This is a genomic window from Nocardia implantans (assembly GCF_035544775.1).
GTDB classification, from domain to species: Bacteria; Actinomycetota; Actinomycetes; order Mycobacteriales; family Mycobacteriaceae; genus Nocardia; species Nocardia implantans.
In genome coordinates, this window is record NZ_JAYKYQ010000010.1 from 1 (window position 1) to 19,014 (window position 19,014).

The 19,014-nt window shown below is 67.4% G+C and carries 20 protein-coding genes; 6 read left to right on the top strand and 14 right to left on the bottom strand.

Going from position 1 to position 19,014, the window contains the following annotated elements; translation table 11 throughout:
- Nucleotides 1-39 precede the first annotated feature (39 nt).
- From U3653_RS22915 to U3653_RS22930, 4 genes are all read right to left on the bottom strand, one after another.
- Complete coding sequence (locus U3653_RS22915; protein ID WP_195078852.1) at nucleotides 40-849, bottom strand: AAA family ATPase; 810 nt, start codon at nucleotides 847-849, stop codon at nucleotides 40-42.
- 2 nt (nucleotides 850-851) lie between these two features.
- On the bottom strand, nucleotides 852-2,291 hold the full coding sequence (locus U3653_RS22920) for a TnsB C-terminal domain-containing protein (RefSeq protein ID WP_323124764.1): 1,440 nt from the start codon (nucleotides 2,289-2,291) through the stop codon (nucleotides 852-854).
- A gap of 30 nt (nucleotides 2,292-2,321) precedes the next feature.
- Entirely contained in the window at nucleotides 2,322-2,906 is a 585-nt protein-coding gene (locus U3653_RS22925; RefSeq protein WP_195078853.1) for a recombinase family protein, read from the bottom strand.
- A gap of 213 nt (nucleotides 2,907-3,119) precedes the next feature.
- Entirely contained in the window at nucleotides 3,120-3,758 is a 639-nt protein-coding gene (locus U3653_RS22930) for a TetR/AcrR family transcriptional regulator (RefSeq protein WP_195078854.1), read from the bottom strand.
- A 127-nt stretch (nucleotides 3,759-3,885) separates the two neighbouring features.
- Between U3653_RS22930 and U3653_RS22935 the strand changes: the two genes are divergently transcribed.
- The 3 genes from U3653_RS22935 to U3653_RS22945 all read left to right on the top strand — a co-directional run bounded on the left by U3653_RS22935 (nucleotide 3,886) and on the right by U3653_RS22945 (nucleotide 6,084).
- Entirely contained in the window at nucleotides 3,886-4,767 is an 882-nt protein-coding gene (locus U3653_RS22935; RefSeq protein WP_195078855.1) for an alpha/beta fold hydrolase, read from the top strand.
- A gap of 210 nt (nucleotides 4,768-4,977) precedes the next feature.
- The gene (locus U3653_RS22940) at nucleotides 4,978-5,547 is read left to right on the top strand and encodes a recombinase family protein (protein ID WP_195078856.1); all 570 of its coding nucleotides are present in this window, start codon (nucleotides 4,978-4,980) and stop codon (nucleotides 5,545-5,547) included.
- Between the two features lie 348 nt (nucleotides 5,548-5,895).
- Nucleotides 5,896-6,084 (top strand): hypothetical protein, encoded by a 189-nt coding sequence (locus U3653_RS22945; protein WP_195078857.1) that lies wholly within the window; start codon nucleotides 5,896-5,898, stop codon nucleotides 6,082-6,084.
- A 521-nt stretch (nucleotides 6,085-6,605) separates the two neighbouring features.
- Here U3653_RS22945 and U3653_RS22950 read toward each other — a convergent pair.
- Nucleotides 6,606-7,076, bottom strand: a complete 471-nt coding sequence (locus U3653_RS22950) for a hypothetical protein (RefSeq protein ID WP_195078858.1) — start codon at nucleotides 7,074-7,076, stop codon at nucleotides 6,606-6,608.
- 287 nt (nucleotides 7,077-7,363) lie between these two features.
- Between U3653_RS22950 and U3653_RS22955 the strand changes: the two genes are divergently transcribed.
- Nucleotides 7,364-7,543: a hypothetical protein gene (locus U3653_RS22955; protein ID WP_195078859.1), complete on the top strand. Its 180-nt coding sequence runs from the start codon at nucleotides 7,364-7,366 to the stop codon at nucleotides 7,541-7,543.
- Nucleotides 7,544-7,615: 72 nt separating this feature from the next.
- Here U3653_RS22955 and U3653_RS22960 read toward each other — a convergent pair whose 3' ends face one another.
- The 9 genes from U3653_RS22960 to U3653_RS23000 form a co-directional block, all read right to left on the bottom strand.
- A complete protein-coding gene (locus tag U3653_RS22960; protein WP_195078860.1) occupies nucleotides 7,616-7,921 on the bottom strand; it encodes a hypothetical protein in 306 nt (101 codons plus the stop codon).
- A complete protein-coding gene (locus U3653_RS22965) occupies nucleotides 7,918-10,203 on the bottom strand; it encodes an RRQRL motif-containing zinc-binding protein (RefSeq protein ID WP_195078861.1) in 2,286 nt (761 codons plus the stop codon). Before U3653_RS22965 ends, U3653_RS22960 begins: the two co-directional genes overlap by 4 nt.
- A gap of 14 nt (nucleotides 10,204-10,217) precedes the next feature.
- Nucleotides 10,218-13,208, bottom strand: a complete 2,991-nt coding sequence (locus tag U3653_RS22970; protein WP_195078862.1) for a toprim domain-containing protein — start codon at nucleotides 13,206-13,208, stop codon at nucleotides 10,218-10,220.
- Nucleotides 13,205-13,984: a DUF4913 domain-containing protein gene (locus U3653_RS22975; protein WP_195078863.1), complete on the bottom strand. Its 780-nt coding sequence runs from the start codon at nucleotides 13,982-13,984 to the stop codon at nucleotides 13,205-13,207. The genes U3653_RS22970 and U3653_RS22975 overlap by 4 nt, the downstream gene beginning before the upstream one ends.
- Nucleotides 13,981-15,822: a type IV secretory system conjugative DNA transfer family protein gene (locus U3653_RS22980; RefSeq protein ID WP_323124743.1), complete on the bottom strand. Its 1,842-nt coding sequence runs from the start codon at nucleotides 15,820-15,822 to the stop codon at nucleotides 13,981-13,983. Before U3653_RS22980 ends, U3653_RS22975 begins: the two co-directional genes overlap by 4 nt.
- Before the next feature lie 11 nt (nucleotides 15,823-15,833).
- Nucleotides 15,834-16,160 carry a WhiB family transcriptional regulator gene (locus tag U3653_RS22985; protein WP_195078865.1) on the bottom strand — a complete coding sequence of 109 codons (327 nt, stop codon included), beginning with the start codon at nucleotides 16,158-16,160 and terminating at the stop codon, nucleotides 15,834-15,836.
- Nucleotides 16,157-16,414 (bottom strand): hypothetical protein, encoded by a 258-nt coding sequence (locus U3653_RS22990; protein ID WP_195078866.1) that lies wholly within the window; start codon nucleotides 16,412-16,414, stop codon nucleotides 16,157-16,159. Before U3653_RS22990 ends, U3653_RS22985 begins: the two co-directional genes overlap by 4 nt.
- Complete coding sequence (locus tag U3653_RS22995; protein WP_323124744.1) at nucleotides 16,414-16,656, bottom strand: hypothetical protein; 243 nt, start codon at nucleotides 16,654-16,656, stop codon at nucleotides 16,414-16,416. The genes U3653_RS22990 and U3653_RS22995 overlap by 1 nt, the downstream gene beginning before the upstream one ends.
- A gap of 65 nt (nucleotides 16,657-16,721) precedes the next feature.
- Entirely contained in the window at nucleotides 16,722-16,952 is a 231-nt protein-coding gene (locus U3653_RS23000) for a helix-turn-helix domain-containing protein (protein WP_195078868.1), read from the bottom strand.
- 137 nt (nucleotides 16,953-17,089) lie between these two features.
- On the opposite strand from U3653_RS23000, the gene U3653_RS23005 reads away from it, so the two are divergent.
- Both U3653_RS23005 and U3653_RS23010 read left to right on the top strand, forming a co-directional pair.
- Entirely contained in the window at nucleotides 17,090-17,935 is an 846-nt protein-coding gene (locus tag U3653_RS23005) for a GntR family transcriptional regulator (protein WP_195036217.1), read from the top strand.
- 13 nt (nucleotides 17,936-17,948) lie between these two features.
- The gene (locus U3653_RS23010) at nucleotides 17,949-18,908 is read left to right on the top strand and encodes a glycosyltransferase family 2 protein (protein WP_323124745.1); all 960 of its coding nucleotides are present in this window, start codon (nucleotides 17,949-17,951) and stop codon (nucleotides 18,906-18,908) included.
- Nucleotides 18,909-19,014: the final 106 nt, after the last annotated feature.

The window sequence follows — 19,014 nt, forward strand, 5'->3', positions numbered from 1 at the left end:
CTGTGACTCGCGGTGGTAGATGGCGGTGTTCTCGCACCGTTAGGTGGCGCCGATGACGAGGGTGCTGCGGGCGGTTTCGACGACGTCGGCGGTGATGGTGTGGAGTTCGTTGATTTTCATGATCCGGTGGATTTGGGCGAACAGTCGTTGCAGGAGGCGGAAGTTGCCGCTGGTGATGCGGGCGACGGCGGCGACGGCTTGGGCGTCGGTGAAGTCGTCGGGGTCCAGTTGCAGGCCGAGTCTGTGCCAGTGTCGGGTCAGGACGAAGGTGAGTTCTTCGCCGGTCAGGGGCCGGTAGTGGTGGGCGAAGCCGACGCGGCTGTAGAGCTGCGGGTAGCGGGAGAAGGTTTTCTCGATGCCGGGCATGCCGATGAGCAGCAGCCCGTGGTCACCGCGGTCGTACTGGTCACGGAGGTGTTCGATCGCGGTGGCGGACAGGCGTTCGGATTCGTCGATGACGACCAGCTCGACGTAGTCAACGGTCCGGTGTTCGCGCCGGGTGGGGCAGACGTGCTGGTCGATGCAGATGTTGACCCGGTTGTGCAGCAGCTTGAGCTCGTCGCGGAGTTGCCGTAGCGGCGCGGCCACGGTGGGGGTGTAGTACACGGTGCGCGAGCGGGCCAGTGCGGCGTAGACGTCTTTGTCGGATTCTTCGCGCGGGCCCCAGGTGCTCAGCAGGTGGTCGGCCTTGTCCCAGCGCGCGTAGCGGGATGCCGAGAGTGTCTTCCCGATTCCCGCTGCGCCGTAGCAGATGCCGATGGTTCGGTCGCGTTTGACGGTGTCGGCGAACTCGATGAACCGGCGGTGTTCCTTGGTGGCGATGAACGGCCAGTTCCGCGGCGTGGGCACGATCACTCCTCGGAGTAGGCGCGCAGCCGCGGTCCGGGCGGCGGTGACGCGGGTTCCGGGCGCACCGGTGGGGCGGGTGCGGGGAGGTAGTCGGTGACGACGGTGATGCGTTCGTTGATCTGCTGGCGGATCCTGTGGCGGTAGGCGCGGCGGGCGGCTTGGATGTCTTTGAGGCCGATGGTGTCACCGCTGTGGTTCGGGTCGATTGCCGTGCACAGGAACCGATTGCGGTGGAAGACGCGGAGGGCTGTGATGTCGCGTGGGTCGTAGCGGATGGTGACGGTTTCGCGGACGTAGGCGGCCAGGGTGGGGTGTAGGTAGCGCAGGCCTTGGAAGTGGATGCCGTCGCGGTGCACGACGCGCGGGGTGGCGGCGGTGACCAGCAGCAGGTCGAGCTGTTCGAGACTGTCGGGCATGCGCGGCAGCCAGCCGTCAGCAACCCACGCCTGCTGCGGCGAGGCGCCGATTTCGGAGTGGGTGCGCTGGTGGTAGGTGGCGGTGACGAACCGGTTGATCGCCTCGTCGAGCTGGCGCAGCGACAGTGCCGGTGCAGTGACCGGCTTGCCAGCCACGAGGTGGCCGGGCAGCTCGGTGAGTAGTTCGGTGTTGATACTGCCGAAGAAGCGCTCGATTTTGCCGCGGCCTTGGGGTCGGGCGACGGTGGAGTGCACGATCTGGAACTTCAGATCGGCGGCGACCTGGGCGAGGTGTTGGCTGGTGAAGTCGCTGCCGTGGTCGACGTAGAGGGTCTCGGGGATCCCGCACATCGGCCAGCCCGGGTCGGGTTTGGTCCAGATCGCCTGCCGCAGCGCCAGCGAGGTGTTCAGCGCCGACGGTGCGCCCAGGTTGACGGTGTAGCCGGGCACCGCGCGCGAGCAGTCGTCGAGCACCACGGTCAACCAGGGCCGCCGGTTGCGGCCGGCCTCGACCACGAGGATGTCGAGCTGGGTGTGGTCGGCCTGCCACATCTGGTTCGGGTGCTCGGCGCGGCGGCGGTAGACCAGCTCGTAGGTGTCACGGAAGGCGGCGGCGCCGTCGTGGGCGAGGGTGAGCATGGCCGGGTCGAGGTCGGTGACGATCGCCCGAACAGTGCTGTAGGACACCGGCGTCCATCCCTGCTCGGCGGCGACGCGAGCGGCGCGGCGGGTGATCGCCGCCAGCGACGGGCGCGGGCGGCGCAACGCCATTGCTTCGATCAGCCGCACCAGCTCCGGATGCGTCCGTCGGCTGGAGCGCCGGCGGTGGGTCGGAGCGAGTCCGGTCAGTCCCGCGCTGCGGTAACGGTGCAGCCATCGTTGCGCGGTCCGCAGCGGCGTGCCCGACGCAGCCGCGGCGCGGGTGAGGGGGACGTCGTCTTCCAGGTACGGCCGTAGCACCTCGAGCCGGTTCATCGCCTGCCGCCGGTCGGCCTCGCTCAATTCGGTCAGTCCGCCGCTTGTCATGGCTCACCCCGCTTCCGCGCTGCCCGCTGGTCACATTGTCGCGCCCGCCGCAACCAGGTGGCGGTAGATCGTGGGGCGGGTGACGCCGAATTCGGCGGCGATCTGCGCGACGGTGTAGCGGCGCTTGCCGGTCTCGTCGAGCTCGTCGTACATCGCCCGCGCCAGCTGCACCTGTCGGGGGCCGAGTTTCGGCTTCTGGCCGCCGGTGCGTCCGCGGGCGCGCGCGGCGGCCAAGCCGTCGCGGGTGCGTTCGGACATCAAGGCGTGCTCGAATTCGGCGATGGCGCCCAGGATCTGGAAGAACATGCGCCCGACCGCGGTGGAGGTGTCGATGCCCTGGTCCAGAACCACCAGGTCCACGCCGCGGTCCTGCAGCGTCTTCGACAGCTCGATCAGGTGCTCGAGAGAGCGGCCGAGCCGGTCGAGTTTGGTGACCACCAGTTGATCGCCTTCCCGGTTGGCCACCAGCAGCGCCTTGTCGAGTTCCGGACGGGAGGCGAGCTTGCCGGACACCTTGTCGAGGAAGATCTGCTCACACCCGGCCGCGGTGAGCGCGTCGTGCTGGGCCTCGGGATGCTGATCGCGGGTGGAGACCCGCCCGTAGCCGATTCTCATGCACGGAATGTATCGGTAACCCCCGACAGGTTGACGTTGCCGCGTACACGGCATCCTTTACACGCTCGGCCTGCGGAAACGCTCTGCGGCACAAAGTGTCTCGTGAACGATCGTTCGTGAGACAAAGCTATAAGTGACGCAAAGCTGGCTTGCAGCAAGCTCGCGGTTGCCCTTTGGTCGATGAGGCGGTATCGGACTGCTGTCCGGTGGCGCTCAGTTCGATGCCGACCGGGTCGAGTCGGTGTCTGCGGTGTTTGTCTCCAGCACGCGATCGAGCAGATGGTCGATGAGTTCGAGCGCGGATTGTGGGGTGATGAAGTTCTGGAGCATGGCCTGGGCCAGTCCGCCGATCGTCATGGTGATGAGTTCGGCGTCGCGTTCGGGGACGTTCGTGCCCGACCGGCCGGAGCTTCGGGTGCGCCGGAGTTGGTCGGTGACGATCGAGACGAGGGCGTGGGGCGCGGCGAAGGTTTCTTCGGCGGTGATGCCTCGGCTGGCGATCGCCGCGGTCGCGAACACGTTGAGCACGATGACTTCTTCCCGGCGCTGCTCGTCCAAGGGCAGCAGTTCGGTGAGGACCGCGTGAATCGCCGCTCGGGGTGTGGCCTCGGGCCCCAGTGCGGTCCACCGTTGGTGGAATCGGGCTCCGGCGTCTTGCATGACCGATCGGTGGGTCGCCAGCAGGAACTCGTTCTTGGTCCCGAAGTAGTACTGCACCAGCCGTATCGAGATCCCGGCCTCGGCGGCGACCGATTGGAAGGTCACCGCTTCCAGGCCGCCGGTGACGATGACTCGGCGCACGGCATCGGTGATCTGGCGGCGCCGCACTTCATGGTCGACCAATCGTGGCACGGGAACCTCGTCTTCATCGTCTTGTGGCGTTCTCAGCACTAGATGGTATGCCCATACCGCATAAGTGGTACGTACATATCATCTAGATGATATGTTCATGCCATCAAGCGGATGAAAGGGTCGTCCAATGCCGAAACTCGGGAAATTCACCAGCGAGGAAGCGAAAGTGAGCTTCCTGCGCGCCTACGATGCGGTCGCCGTAAAGTGGCCGGTGCCTTCGACTCAGATCGACGTCGAGACATCGTTCGGGACGACCCGAGTGCGCAAATCGGGAAACGGTGCGGGTGCGCCGATCGTGCTACTGCCGGGTATCGGGGGAAACGGTCAGGTGTGGTGGCGGTTCATCGCGGAGCTGTCCCGCGGTCGCGTCGTCTACACACCGGACGTCATCGGCTGGGCAGGCCATTGCACACAAACCGCCCCCCTGCGCGATACCGAAGACATCGCGACGTGGATGGCCGAGACGCTCGATGGACTCGGCGTCGATCGTGTCCATCTGGCCGGAAACTCTCTCGGAGCATGGCTTGCGACCGCCATCGCGGTACATCGCAGCGATCGACTGGCAACTCTGACCATGCTCGAGCCCAGCGCGTCGACCTTCGCCAAACCGCGCCCTAGCCTGCTGTTCAAATTCTTGATGGCCGGGATGCGGCCGACGCCCGAACGGATGCGGAAGTTCAACAATTGGCTGATGCCCGGCTTCGAACTCGACGACGAAGAATTCGCCCTGGCGCTCGCCACGACCAAATTCCGGCCCGGCATGCCATGGGACCGCCCGTTCACCGACGAGCAACTGGCACTCATCACCGTCCCGACTCTCGTGCTCTTCGGAGCCGAAACGGTAGTGAACGACCTCGAACACACGGCAGACCGCGCCCGCCGACAGATCCGGTCGGCCGAGGTCGAAATCTACCCCGGAGTCGGACACGACCTGCTGTGGGCCAACCCCGAGCAGATCATTCCCCGCTACCTCACCTTCGTCGGCAACCACGACCAGATCCACGCCTGACCCATACCCACCCGGACTACGCGGTCCTCGCCACTCGCGTCACCTGGCAGCGCGAGAACACCGCCACTCATCGCTGCGATTCACACCCAACACCACAGCCGTGACCGGACTGAAAAGCGTCAGAATAGAGTCCAGTTCTCCATTTCTTGACATGTGTCCGCTGGATTCTTAGACTTCAACTTGACATTTCAAGTGGCGGAAAGGTTAGTTATGCGTGTTGGCTATATCAGGGTGAGTACGGTCGACCAGAACACCGTCCGCCAGCTCGACGGGATCGACGTCGAGCGCACCTTCGTCGACAAGGCCTCCGGCAAGGACACCGCACGCCCGCAGCTGGACGAGCTGATCGCGTTCGTCCGCGACGGCGACACCGTCATCGTGCACTCCATGGACCGCCTCGCCCGCAACCTCGACGACCTACGCCGGCTGGTACGCACCCTGACCGGCAAGGGCGTACGGGTGGAGTTCGTCAAGGAGTCACTGACCTTCACCGGCGAGGACTCGCCGATGGCGAACCTGCTGCTGAGCGTGATGGGTGCCTTCGCCGAGTTCGAACGCGCCCTCATCCTCGAACGCCAGCGCGAGGGCATCGCCGCGGCCAAGGCCCGCGGCGCCTACACCGGCCGCAAACCCGCCCTCACCACTGAGCAGGCCACCCAGCTGCGCGCACGCGCCGACGGCGGGGAGTCGAAAGCGGCGCTGGCCAAGGAGTTCGGCGTCAGCCGCGAAACCGTCTATAGCTACCTGCGGTCGGGCGCTGACCGCACGGTGTCAGGCTGAGTCGTGCACGCGTTGGGTGAGTAGGAAATCTCCAGTGAGATACCTACATGACCCCCGAAACACGAAATGCGTTACGAAAATAGATCGCGACGGATCACCTGTGGGGCTGGCTCTTTCAGCTTCATGACCAGCGGTTTGACGGTGCCGGACTGTCGCGCTAACCTTCTGATCCATCGGGCATAGATGTGCCCACCGAAGCTCCAGCCAGGCGGCTGGGGCTTTTTTCGTTTCATCAGATCCAGGCCTCCGGTAGTTCACCGGGGGCCTTTTGTCGTCTCCGGAAGGGTTTTCATGTCGATCAATTCCATCGCCGCCGCGGTCGAGGGCAGCGGGTGGACAGTGTTCTGGATGCAGCTGCCGGTACTGCTCCTCGCCGTTGCGATCATCATTGTGGCGACCACCGCGTTGCGGCGAGCTCGCCCGGAGGATGTGCCGAAAGTGTTCGAAGCGTTCGCTGCCGCGTTCGGCCGCAGTACCGGGCGGACGCGGCGTCGAGCAGTGCAGGAACCGCAGGAAGCCGAGGATGGAATCGAATGAGTCGTCGCTTGAGGCACCACGACGCCCTGGAGGAGCATGTGGTCGACGGTTTCCTCGAAAGCGACCTCCGCAACGCGGCTAGCGATTCGATACTTGAGGATTACCTCAGGCTCGGCTCCGTTGAAGCCATCGCCAAGACGACGTCATTGAGTATCGACACCGTGCGCTGGGCGTTGCACTACGGCATTGTGCAGTTTCGAAATTCCGAGCACTGGCCCCAGCTTGCGGCCTACATCTACGAGGACGACAGCAGGGCGACTCGACGCTGCTGGATGTGTGCAGCCGTACTGCCTCCCCACCGCTGCAAGCGGGGCCGACCGCGGCGGTACTGCAGCAACGCGTGTAAGCAGCGCAGCTACCGAATACGTCTTGATAGGGAAACCCACCCGAGCCGAGTCCACGTATCCGGTCGACCACTCGAACTCGGCATCGACTTGTAGAAGCCCTGAGTAGAACGGATCTCAGGAACGAACCTGCCGCAGGCGGTGAAGAGGGATGGCTTCCGCTTCACCGCCTGCGGTTCATCCCAGAACTACCCAGGGGCCATAGGGAATGTCGACCTCGATGGGTACATCCCAGGTTCCGCCCTTGCTGGCAGTTCCACGGACGCGGAGGTGCAGTACTCGTTCTCGTCGCTCATTCAGCAGTAGACGCCATTTGGCGGTCTCGGCCGGTTGAAGCGGTCCTGCTGTGGCTTGCAGTATCGGTGAGCTTGCAGCCGGATCAACGCCCGTTTGACTGGGGTAGAAGCTGATCCCGGCGTCGCGATCGACGATTGTGGCAGTGACGGCCTCAAGCGGGTGGTTGGAGTGGAGGCGAAGGCTCAGCACACCAGAGTCGAAACTCGCCTTCCAAGTAGGGGTGCGCGCTTGGTGCACCTGGGCAGCGACGTTCCTGGCGGACTTGCGGGCACTGATTGCACTGATGACGGCGGCTGCGGCACTGACCCCGGCGAACAGCATGGCAATGATCGAGATCACGATGGCGGTCATATTGCGGGAGGGTACGGGTGTGCTGCTCGACCAACCGGGAACCGCCACGCTCTGCCCACGGACGATGTCGGTCAGGTTGGGTTTCGAGGTGCTGCCGCGCTCTCCCTCAGCGGGAGAGCTTGCCTCCGGCCCTGGCGTACCGATGCGGGTGTCCCTCACTTAGACCGTCCAAGTCCATAACTTGCTCGCGAGATCCGTGCGTATTCAGCATGAGTGACAATCGGTGCGCGCTGGGCCCGGCGGGCGTATCCCGGAGGAGGGGCACGAGGTACGGAAAGGAGTGCGTCATGTCGAAGTCTGGTGGGAAGGGCCACGGCGGCGGCAAGATGACCACCGCGGCCGCGTCCCGGATCCAGTCCGCTGCGGCGAAGAACCCGGGCAGCAGCTCGGCGAAGTCCGGCTTCGCTTCGCGTGCTCAGTCGAGCGCGGCGAAGGCTGGCAGCGGTAAGAGCGGCGGGAAGAAGTAGGCCCAGTACGCAGGGCAGCCCTGGAACGTTGGGTGTTCCAGGGCTGCCCTGCGTACTGGGTTCAGGTGTCGGTCAGATGTCCTCGATTCGGATGGTGGCGACGGTGAAGTACCGCACCGCGCCGGAGCTGGTGGTCTTGCGCCGCCACTCGCCGGTGCGGGTGTACCCGGCGGCGGCGAGCGCGGCGTCGAGACCGTCGAGGCTTGGCGAGGTGCTGGGTTCGGCGGTGATGGACTCCCACCGGCAGCTGACGTGGCGGCCGTGGATGCTGCCGTCGTCGTTGTAGAACAGCTCGCAAGAGTAGAGGTCGGCGACCGCACCGGCGGGGTCGTCGAGGCGGGCGATGACGTGCAGGTCGACGGCTTCGGTATCGGTCATCGTCCGATCTCCTCACGCTGGAGCTGGCGGCGGCCGCCGACAGCGGGTGTGGGCCGGGACTGGCCATGTCCGGCAGTGCGGTCGGGGCGGGTGGTGCAGGCCCGTGTCCCGGGGTTCGGTTCGCGGCCGGCGGCGGCGGCCTGACGCTGAGCGATCGCGTCGTCACGGGCAGCGACAGCGGCGGCAGACTTGTCTCTCCACTGCTGGCGGCGCGCGGCCGCCGGGCGGCCGAGCTCCCCGGCCTGGCGGGCACGGTCGTCGACGAGGGTCCGGATCTGCTGGCGTACTTCCGGGGCGACGCTCGCGCGGGCCAGCGCCTTGCCCAGCTCGGTGCGCCTGATGGTGTACTGCTGGCGATCCAGCTCCACGCTGGTTGCCGGTGATCCGACGGCCACACTGAAGACGGAGTCGCTGATCGAGGACACTTCCAACCGCAGCCGCTCGTCCTCGCGGCTGCGCGGGGTGACCGCGCCGGTGGCGTTGATCAGCTCGGTGATCTCATGGCGGGTCGCGTTGGACAGCTCGCTGGCCGGTCGGGCGGTGCGCAGGAAATCGATGCTGGCCTTGGTGCGTTCATCAGCGAACAGCAGCTCCGGCAGCTCCTTGTGCCCGCCGATGACTCCGGCGTCGATGTCCTCGATCGTGCACACGATCTGCGCGCGCTCCATCGAGGTGAGGCCCTTGCCGTGGCGGGCCTGGTCGAGCAGCTGTTCACGCTGGGCGGCCAGGCGGGTGATCTGCAGGTTGGTGTCATCGGTGAGCGCGCCGACGACCGCACCGAGCCGAGCCTGTTCCTCCTCGGTGAGTTGGCCTTCGGCGAGGTAGTCGGCCATGCTGCGCAGCTCGGCCGCGTCGTCGGCATACTCCACCAACGCTTCCCGGAACTCGTCGCGGTTGACGTAGCCGGGCCACACCGCGAAATCGACTGCCTGGCCCGCCTGGATGGCGCGGCCGACGTCACGGACACGTTCCTGGTCGTCGGCGGTCAGCACCGTGATCTGCTTGCCGACCTCCCGCGCGGCTTTCGGGTTGTGCGCGAACTGCTCCAGCAGCGCCGCCACCCGGCCGCGGGTTTCCTCGCCCGGGTCCACGACCACCGGACTGGTGAGCAGATCCACCTGCGAGGTTTCCCCGCGCACGTAGTCGACGACGAAGGCGACGAGGGCGCGGTCCTCGGCGGTCAGCGGTGCGGCGGCCAGGTCGACGTCGAGCTGCTCGCGTCGAGCCTGCTGACTCAAGCGGTGCTCATCCGGATCCAACGGGTCGACCTCGGCGCCGCGCCACGCCATCACGGCCCGGGTCGCGGCGTCTTTCGCGGCGTCGGGCATCGGCAGCGCGGCCACGATGTCGATCGCGGCGGACTCGCGATCCCACACGCTGGCCGCTTCGGCGTAGCGCTGGTAGTGCTCGGCTTCGAAGTCCAGGTCGATGCTGACGGTGAGGTTGTAGGGGTCGATGAGCACACCCCAGCTCAGGGCGAAGGAGTTGGTCAGCTCGTTGAGGCGCTGCTGGGCCAGCTCCGAATCGAACGACCACACCAGGGCATCAGCCAGCGAGGCGACCATCGCGGTCCGGTTCTGCCACGGGATGCTCTCGAGCCGGGTCTCGGCCTGGGACATCGCTTCGCGGATCTTCGGTTCCAGATCCCAATCGGCCTCCTCACCGCGTTCGGCCCGCCCGATCGCGGCATCGACCTTGGCCGACCGCTCGCGGGCTTGGTTGGCGGCGACGGTGGCCAGCAGGTACGCGACGCGCTGGCCGTGGCCGGCGGGCACACCGAGTTGGAGCTGATCATCGTCAGCCTCGGCCATGACGTCGCTGATGTAGTCGGCGACGCCGTCGTCGAGCTGCCCGGCCGCGTGCAAGGCGCGGACCTCGGCGGAGATTCCCGCCAGCTCGACGGATGAGTTGTCGGACATCGGTGTTCCTTCCTGGGTTGAATCGGCCCACCCTGGGCCGGGATCTACTTGTGCATGCAGCTCGGCGCGGGAGATGCCGTGGCGCTCAGCCGCTTTGATCTGGTGTTCTGCGGTCGCTTTGGTGATGGCCGCCAGTTGCGCGGGCGACGGGACCCGTTTCGGGGCGGCTTTGCGGACGTCGAACAGGTGCGCGACCAGACGGCGGCCGCGCCGTTTGCCGACCATCAGCGCGGCGACGCCCTGACGGTTGGGGCCCAGGCCCGCCGCCCGAAGCTGGCGGCGGGTCCGGAAGTGGGCGGGGGCGAGCATCCACGGGTATTCCGGGATGTCGCCGCCCTCAGTGCTGGTGTCCCCCTTGGTCACAACTCACCTGCTGGTCAGCGCCCCAGGCCCTGCTCGCCGCGACCACGGCCACGGTGATGGGTGCGCCGCACACCCGCGCCCTGCTGGGTGCTGCGGGCACGGCGGGGCTTGTCCCCCGGCGCGTAGCGCACCGCCGCCGACGGCGGGTTCGCGCGGCCGGCGGCGGCGGCCATGTGCTGGGCGACCTGGTCGTCATCCAGCCCGGCGGCCTTCAGGGTCTGTTCCTTCTCGGCGCGGCGCTCGGGGCTGTCGTAGTCCGGCTTCGCCGCCGCCCGCGCCGCGACGACGGCTTCGGTCCGCTCGGCCCACCGGTCGCGGATCCGGTTGGCCTGCTTGCCGGTGATCGCGGCCTCACCAGCGGCCCGGTCGACGTGGTTGATGGCCCGGTTGCGGACCGCGTCAGGGACACCGGCGGCGGCCAGCGCGACGGCGAGGCGTTCTTGGCTGCCGTGCTCGCCGTAGTCGCCCAACGTGATCCGGCCTGCGGCGAGATGGGTCTGTTCGTCCATCACCCGGGTCACGTCGTCGCGGGTGCGGCGCACCGCAGCCGGGTCGACCGCACTGGAGGCCAGGATCTCCTCCAGCTGGCGGCGGTGCACCCGGGTGGTGTCGTGGGCGATCTGCGCGGCGCGCTCGGCATCGACAGCCGCGGCGGTGCGGTCATCGGCCCACAACATCTGCGGTGCGGGCTGACCGGCGTCGACATCCCGCAGCACCGCCGCGAGCTGGTCGCGCTCCAGATCGTGCAGGCCCTGGCCTTGCTTGATCGCGGTCTGGATGCGGCGGCGGTGGCGGGCGGCCTGCTCGCGCAGCTGCACGGCGGCGGCGCCGTCGTAGTCGCCCGCGGCCACGGCTGCCCGGTCGGCGTGCGGCTGCAACGCCGCGTACATCTGCACCGACTCCGCCAGCGCCTCACGGTCCACGTGATCGGGCCACAACGGCGCGAACTTGCCGGTGGGGTCCTTGCGGATCTCCACACCCCGATCCCGCGCCGCCTTCTGGTCCTCGGCGGTCAGCAGGGCCACAGCCTGGCCGAGACGCTCGCGCACGTGCTCGGTCGGCGCACCCAGCCGCAGCTGGTCGCGGTAGGCCACCAGCAGCCGATCCACCCGCGGCTTGGCCTCCTCACCCGGGTCGACCAGCGGCTGATCCATCCGCCGCAACAGGTGGGTGGCCTCCAGCGCGGGGGCGTGGTTGTCCCGGAGGTACGGGGTCTCGACGCTGCCGCCCTGGGTCAGATACACCGCGGTGAACCGGATCCGGGTGCGGGTCTGCTCGCAGACCTTGGCGTCGGAGAGCTTCTTGGTCAGCTCGTCGAGCGTGGCCGGGGTGGGGTGGTTCTGCCAGCGGGCGATGTCGGCGTAGAGGGCCTGGCGGGTCGACTCGTCCAGCCCGGCCTCGGCGGCGATGGCCGCGACCATCCGGTCCTGGGCGCGGGAAGCGCGGTCACGGAAGGCGCGGTCGGCCTCCAGCGCCTGGATCTGGGAGGCCAGCCCATCAGGGTGCTGCTCCAGTTTGGGCTCGTCGTTGTCGTCGATGTAGATGTCGTAGTGGCGGAACACGTGCAGCCGCAGGTCGTACCACACCTGTTCGGCCAGTTCGGAATCCGGCGCCCACGCCCGCGACTGCGCCACGGCGTCGGCGATCTCTTCGCGGCTGGCCTTGTCCAACCCCTTGTCCTTCAACGCCTTCAGCCGGGTCTCGACCGCCTTGCGCTCGGCGGCGTACTGCGCCTGGATCTGCTCCTGTTCCTCCCGGGCGCGGGCGGCGAGGGTTTCCATGTCGCGGCGGCGCTGCTCGGCCTGGCGCTGGGCCAGCATGATCAGGTGCCGCAGCATGGTCTGCCACAGCATCGCCAGCTGCGCACCGGCGTGGTCGATGTCGGGGGTGGTGTCGGCCGGTGCGTCGTGCAACTGCGGCGCGAGGAACTGCTCTCCCACGGTGTTTCCTCCTGGGGTGGGTGGGTGGGTTTTCAAAGCAGCAGCCGGAACCGGTCGGGCCTCGGCTGCGGGAGTAGAAGCCGACCGGCCCGAGTCAGTCGGCCGGTCGGTGATGGGGGTGTGCGGGTCCAGGCCCGCTACCGGTTCCAGCTCGCGGACTTCGTGACCACACGCCAGGTGGTCGGCGAGGTCCTTGCCCGTGGCGGCCTGCACGATCCGGACGCGCTCGACGAGGCCGGCCAGGCTGGCGGCGACCTTTTCGGCGTGCCGGTAGCCGGGCGCATCGCGGTCGGCGACGATCACGACCGTGCGGGCGCCACGCAGCCAGGCGGCGTGCTCGGGCCGCCACTTGCCCGCGCCCGCGGCGTTGCAGGTCGCGGTCAGACCGGCCTGTTCGGCGGCCAGGACGTCCTTCTCGCCCTCGCAGATGAAGATCGGCTCCCCGGCCTCGACCGCCGCCAGGACCCGGGGCAGCTGGAACGGGATCGGCTCGAAACCGCCGGGCTGCATACCGTTCTCGGTCCAGCGCCGCTGGTAGAAGCTCTTGCCGGTGCCGTGCTCGTAGCGGGCTTCCTTGCGGATGACCTCACCGGCGACCGTGCCGTCTTCCCGCGCGTACGGGTAGGTCGCGGTCGGACGCTCCGGCGAGAGCTGGCGGCCGAGATCCCTGGGCGGCTTGGTCAACGGCAGCCCGGCCGCGTCGATCGCCCGATCCGCCCGCGACACCTGACGCGGCCGCGGGCGGCTGGGCTGGCGGCCGCGGGAACGGCCCTGGCCCCGCTGGATCGGCCGGTCATACAGGTCGCGGACCTTGAGCCCGATCGTGTCGAGGACGTCGCGGTCATCGCAGCCGGTCTGGCACTGAACCTTGGTGCGACCGGCGTCAGCCAGGTACTTCACGATCAGCGACGGGTCGTGGCGGCCGGGCCCGGCCTCGTGCACCGGGCAGCAGTACTTCATCCACGACCCAGACGGCCGACCCGGCCCGACCGCCTGCTCCAGGGCGGTGTTGACCCGCTCCCACGACGCCGCGATCGCGGCGTCGTGGCGTGCCGGGGCGCTCATTCGGGGAAGCTCACGACGAATTCGCGCCGCCCGATCGGCGGTGCGGGCACGATCAGCCCCGAAGTGGTCGTCGTCCCGGCCGGTTCATCGTGGGCGTGGCCGTCTTCGAACATGCCTTCCGGCGCCGCGATCGTCGGCAGCGCCACCAGCTTCGTCGAGTGGCCGCGTTCCACCGAGCAGAACTGGAAAGGACCGTCGAGGGCGAAGATCCGGTCCAGCGCGGGGTAGGCGTGGGTGAGCAGGAACGTGGACATCTCGTCGGTCTCACCCAGCCGCAGGTGCTCGAACGCGCTCCACAGCGCGTCGAACACCGCGACGGCCTCGCCGTGGTCCCACCAGCGCGGGCACCACCGCGTCTTCTTCTCGCTGCCGGTCGCGGTGACCTCGCGGCGGAACACGTGCGCGATGTAGCCGGTGACGAACGCGTCCAACGTGCGGAAATGCAACTTCCGCTGCGGCTTCTCCTCCACCGGTTCCGGCTCGGGCTCCGGTTCGGGTTCCGGCTCCGGTTCGGGTTCGGGGGCCGGTTCGAGTGCGGCCTGCGCTTCGAGGATCGCGGTCTCCCGCATCCCGGCGATGACTTCCGGGGTCAGCAGCTCGGCGACCACACCGTCGGCGATGTCCTTGGCCTGCGCGTTGATCTGCGCCTGAACCGCTTTGCGGACCGCCGCGTTGGGCAACTGCCCGAGATCCATCTGCGGCACCACCTGCTCGGCCGCCTCGACGGTCTCGGTCTCGGTGGTGGGGGTCTGGGTGTCGTTCACGGTGGCGGTCATGCCGTCTTCCCTTCGTCGTCGGTGTGAGCAGGCACGATGCGCAGACGCGGACGCTCGGCCTTGGAAGTGGTGTGGGAGTGTTCGAGTTCGTCGAGCGCGGCCTGGATCTCGGCCGCGTACGGGCGGTCCCACCACGGGACAGTCGCCGCGAGCGTCGGGCGGTGCCCGGAGGCGAACACCAGCAGCCGCCCCTTGGGCATGGCCGCGATCTCGCTGGCGTACAAGGTGGGCTCGGTGGTGCGGCTGGTGGAAGTCGAGCGCCCGCCCTGGCCCTTGGACACCGAAGTGGTCAGCTCGTGATGAGAACCGATCAGCTCCGCGCGATCCCGCAGGAAAGAGGCGTCGTCCAGGCCCGCGCCGAGGGTCTTGATGTTGGCCGCCGACCACAGCGCGGTCATGCCCTCATGCCCCCAGCAGCGCACGCCCTGGGCCCACGACTGCAGGATCGTCATGACGACCACACCGCGAGAACCGAAGTGGGAGTACTGCTTGGGCAGGTCAGCCCAGCGCACGATGTTGGCGGCCTCGTCCAGCACGATCAGCAACGGCACCGGCAACCGGCCGCCGTGGCGGGTGCCCTCCCGCTCCGCCGCCGCCGCGACCGCCGCGCACAAGGCAGTGACCAACGGCCCCGCAGAGCCCTTGCCCTCCTTCGACAGCGGATACAGCGTGTCCTTGGACTTCACGAACTCCGCGGCGTCGAACTCGATCCGTGGGCGCTCGCCCTGCTGCGGCGGGGTCACCCACGGGTGGATGCGCGAGTACTTCAAGCAGGACGCCATCTTCTTGGCCGTGCCGAACACGCCCGCGCGCTGCTTCTCCGGCGCGTAGTACTGCGCCGACAGCGATGCCGCGACCAGCCGGAAGCCGCCCTTCTTGCAGATGTCGATCGGCGTCTTGTCGTCCTCTGCGGTCACCCACTCGAACGCCTGGGTGATCGGCTGCTTGGCCAACGCGGCGGCCAGGAACAGCCCCGCCAGCAGGTCTTCGCCTTCGGGCTCGAAGAACGCATCGCGGCGGTCGCTGTCACTGGCACCGGCGGCGAAATGGCCGGCCAGCTCCGCCGCGCGTTCCTGCGCGCCCGCGCCGTCGTCGTCGCCCAGCACCCATGCGATCGGATCCCAGAACCAGGTGCAGGGTTCATCAGCCACACCCTGCGGGTCGAACACGTGCACCTGGCGGCCGCCGGTGGAGCGGGCCGCGCGGGTGGCGTCGACGACATCGCGCTTGTTGCTGGTGGCGACCACCGCGCCGATGGCTTCCATGACCGCCGGGATCACGCGGCTGGTGGTCTTGCCCGAGCGTGGACCCCAGATGTCCAGGTGCAGATCCTCGTAGGAGGCGTAGAGCATCGCCTTGTCGGCCACCCCACGCCCGATTGTCACGCCCGGGGAATCACCCTCGCCAAGCTGGACTTTCAGCTTGGTCGTGGCGTCCTTGAGGATCGCCTCGCGGCGCATGTCGGCCAGCTCCCGCCCACGCGCCATCCACCGGGCCTGCGAATCGATCCGCTCTTTGGTCTGCTTGCGGCGCCAGGCCAGCGCACGGCACTTCGCGCACACCTTGCGGTAGCCCCACACCGACCCGGCCACACCGATGGCCGCACCGGCCACGAGCGTGACCGCGCCACCGGTGTCCGCGCCGGTCCACTCCAGATGCCCCGTCGCCAGATTCAGCGCCAGCGACAGCGGGTTCCACGGGATGTCCTGCGCGACGTCGGCGTAGAGGGCCTCGCCGACGCGCATCGACATGCCGACCGCCTCGCCGACACCGATGGCCGCCGAGACCAACTTCAGCTCTTTCCACTCCGAAGAATCGCCCCCACCAGGCTGTTTCACGCTGCGGTCCATCAGGCTGCCCCCTCAATCTCGGTGATGCTGGCGGCGACGGCCTCCAGCTGGTCGGCGGCCGCGTCGCGGCGGCGGCGTCTGTTGGAGTTGGAGTGGGCGGCCGGTACCTTCACCGCCGCGATCACGCAGTCGGACAGAGCACCCGAGCGCACCAGCGGAGCCGCCCACTCCGCGCACTCGGCCAACCGCGGGCAGCGCCCGCAAATCTCCTGAGCGCGCCGAATCTCCTTCGGCCGCGACGCATGCGGGAAGAACACGTCCTGGTCGATCCCGTTGCACGCACGATCGCGGTAGACCACCGGACCAAGCAGGTCGATGCTGGTCATCGCGCCACCCCCGCACCCGGAGTCGCGGTCACGGTCGCGGTGCAGAACGGCGCGCAACCGCCCCCGGTCGGGATCGTGCTGCCCGGCCCGAAATCGGTGCAGGCCACGACCACACACACGACGGCGGCGAAGACCACGACCGCGGCGAACATCGCGGCCATCGCCGCGACCACACCGATGCCGTTGCCGTTGCCGTTGCCGCCGGAGTCCGGCACGACCGGGATCACCACGTCAACCACACGCTCGCGCACCATCACGCCACCCCCACAGGCAGCGCCGCGAAACCGCGAGCCTCCGCAGCAGTCAGGCCCAGCAGACCCGCCCACCGCTCGACCTCGATCCGGTCCGGAGCCACCGCAATCCGCATCGCCGCCCGCGCCTGCTCCCGCGTCAACTGGCGGCCCGGCAAGTACGAGACCACCCACCGGTCCTGGCCCACGTAGTCCGCCTGGTGGGCGGTTGCCTCGCTGACCATGTGCCCGCGGACTTCGAGCACCGCCGGAATCGTCGGCGCAGCCGCACGCCGCCATGTCTCGCGCGTCCAAACAGCCGGGATGTTCATCAGCGGTCACCGCCGAAGGGCGCGACGGGCTGAACGAGACTCAGAACCTCGCTACGTCGTACGCGGTAGTGGCGCCCGTTGACGAGCCATCCGCGCAGGTCGCCCGTCTTGATCCAGTTCTTGATGGTCTTGGCGTCCACATGGATGAGGGAAGCCGCCGTACTTGCCGGGATCAGGTCATCTGGGACCAGATCCTCGGGGCTCGAAGCGGCTGAGAGAGCGACAGTCATGAAGGGCCTCCTGCGGGAATTCCGGAACTTTCTTCCGTGATGCCTATGCAGGTAGATGGTGCACCAACCTGCATATGCAGGTCAATAGATGGATAGGCCACTTATGCAGGTGGTAGGCAGGTTCTAAGCTGATGGGCATGAGCGCGATTGACCCTGACGACCCCCGCCCGCCTCGGCGGCAGCTCGCTGACCTGCTACGAGCCGCGATCCTCACTGGAAAGCTGAAGCCAGGGGAGAAGCTGCCGAGCGGGCCTGAACTCGCTCAGCGGTACGGCGTGTCGAAAGTGACTGCGCAGCAGGCGGTTGGCGAACTCCGCACAGAGGGATTGGTCTACAGCCGTGCTGGATCCGGAGTGTTCGTGAAGGAGCGCACGAGCAAACCGGTGGGGCTGCGACCTCACCTCGAGCGCGCCTTCGTAGAGCCGAAGGTGACAGTGGATTTCGCGGGATTCGCCGCGGAGACACTGCACGGCGCTATCTCCGAGCCGCTGGACAAGATCCGAGACGGACGATTCCGTCCCGAGTCGATCGACGTCCGAATCCTCGTTCCGGACCCTGGGACGCCGTGGGCGCTACCCGCGCGGGCGTCGGACCTCGCAGACAGTCCTGCGTTCCGCCGCCGAATGCAACGAATCATGGAGCGCCACGCATTCGGCATCCACGACGAAGTACTGGAACTGAAGCGGATCGGGCTGATCGAGTCCGCGTCTGTGCAGATCCGCGTCTACCCAGCTGCGCCGCTGTTCAAGCTCTACATCATCAATGGACTCGATGCCTTCTTCGGCTTCTACCCCATCGAGGAACACCAGCTACCGCTGGATGGCGAAGACACGGTGATGCTCGACCTGGCGGGCAAGAACGCGACCCTGTTCCACCTCGAGACCGACCAGGCCGACAAGGAGTCATTCAAATCCCAGTTCATCGACCAATGCCAGCGCTGGTACGAGAGCGTCTGGAAAATCGGCCGCGACCTCCAGCCGTAGAAACGAGAGAGCTATGTCGACGCCTAACGCCGCACTCGGTGTAGTGATCGTGACCTACAACAACGCGACCGATCTGCCTCAGTGTCTGGATGCGCTTCAGTCCAACGCCAGCGGGGCATGGGTGGTCGTGCGGGACTGCGGCTCATCGGATCAGTCTGTCGCGATCGCCGAGCGTCACCCAGCAGTGAACAGGGTGATCGCCGGGACCAACGTGGGATTCGGAGCGGCCTGCAACGAAGCGGTGAGCAGCCTTGGACCCGCCGTGCAGATGGTCCTGTTCCTGAACCCGGACACCGCGATCGATTGCAACATGGCCGATCTGCTCGAATACGTCACGCAGTTCGGCGAATTCGGATGCGTCGGCATCCAGCAGCAGTCATTCAGTGGTGACCTCGTTTGGTCCTGGGACGAGTTCCCCACCGTGCCGCTGGAATGGCGAAAGGCCAGGAAGATGCCACTGTTGCAGCGCTCTCCGGCAGGCTATACCGACGATCGGCGCGTCGACTGGAACATGGGGGCGTTCCTGCTCATCCCACGTCCAGCATTCGAACTTGTGGAGGGGTTCGATGAGCAGTTCTTCCTGTTCTACGAAGAGATCGACCTCCAACAGCGTCTGGCACGCATCGACCGACCGACCTACTACGTCAACAAATTCCACTACCAGCACGACCGGAGCGACAAAGCCACCCTGTGGCGCGAAGTACTCCGCCTCAACTCCCGACGGGCATACGACCGGAAGTGGCTCACCCGGTTCGAGACCTTGCAATGCCAGATCGCGCAGTCGTACCGCTGGTTACAAGACGCCATCCGACCACAGCGGGACCGTGACCGCCGACTGGTCATTCCGCGGCTGCTCGCGACCTGGGGACTCATCCGCGCAGTCGTTCCGCCTGAAGCCATCCAGGGCGGGATCGACTCCTGGCGTTCTGTACGCCCGTTCTGGGCACAAGCTGAGATCACGCGAAAGCAGTGAGGCAACCGGCTGACCCAAGGACAGGAGATCCAGAGGCGCAGTCGCAACACGCATCTACCTCGTTCGACACAACGGGTAGGACGCCAAGCCCGCGGGCCAGACTCAT

What these genes read in the sequence shown, in the direction of transcription:
- U3653_RS22955 (WP_195078859.1), top strand. Translation starts at nt 7,364, where the DNA reads ATGTCGAAGTCTGGTGGGAAGGGCCACGGCGGCGGCAAGATGACCACC.
- U3653_RS22975 (WP_195078863.1), bottom strand. Translation starts at nt 13,984, where the DNA reads ATGACCGCCACCGTGAACGACACCCAGACCCCCACCACCGAGACCGAG.
- U3653_RS23000 (WP_195078868.1), bottom strand. Translation starts at nt 16,952, where the DNA reads ATGACTGTCGCTCTCTCAGCCGCTTCGAGCCCCGAGGATCTGGTCCCA.
- U3653_RS22925 (WP_195078853.1), bottom strand. Translation starts at nt 2,906, where the DNA reads ATGAGAATCGGCTACGGGCGGGTCTCCACCCGCGATCAGCATCCCGAG.
- U3653_RS22920 (WP_323124764.1), bottom strand. Translation starts at nt 2,291, where the DNA reads ATGACAAGCGGCGGACTGACCGAATTGAGCGAGGCCGACCGGCGGCAG.
- U3653_RS22970 (WP_195078862.1), bottom strand. Translation starts at nt 13,208, where the DNA reads ATGAGCGCCCCGGCACGCCACGACGCCGCGATCGCGGCGTCGTGGGAG.
- U3653_RS22935 (WP_195078855.1), top strand. Translation starts at nt 3,886, where the DNA reads ATGCCGAAACTCGGGAAATTCACCAGCGAGGAAGCGAAAGTGAGCTTC.
- U3653_RS23010 (WP_323124745.1), top strand. Translation starts at nt 17,949, where the DNA reads ATGTCGACGCCTAACGCCGCACTCGGTGTAGTGATCGTGACCTACAAC.
- U3653_RS22945 (WP_195078857.1), top strand. Translation starts at nt 5,896, where the DNA reads ATGCAGCTGCCGGTACTGCTCCTCGCCGTTGCGATCATCATTGTGGCG.
- U3653_RS22950 (WP_195078858.1), bottom strand. Translation starts at nt 7,076, where the DNA reads ATGACCGCCATCGTGATCTCGATCATTGCCATGCTGTTCGCCGGGGTC.
- U3653_RS22940 (WP_195078856.1), top strand. Translation starts at nt 4,978, where the DNA reads ATGCGTGTTGGCTATATCAGGGTGAGTACGGTCGACCAGAACACCGTC.
- U3653_RS23005 (WP_195036217.1), top strand. Translation starts at nt 17,090, where the DNA reads ATGAGCGCGATTGACCCTGACGACCCCCGCCCGCCTCGGCGGCAGCTC.
- U3653_RS22990 (WP_195078866.1), bottom strand. Translation starts at nt 16,414, where the DNA reads ATGGTGCGCGAGCGTGTGGTTGACGTGGTGATCCCGGTCGTGCCGGAC.
- U3653_RS22985 (WP_195078865.1), bottom strand. Translation starts at nt 16,160, where the DNA reads ATGACCAGCATCGACCTGCTTGGTCCGGTGGTCTACCGCGATCGTGCG.
- U3653_RS22960 (WP_195078860.1), bottom strand. Translation starts at nt 7,921, where the DNA reads ATGACCGATACCGAAGCCGTCGACCTGCACGTCATCGCCCGCCTCGAC.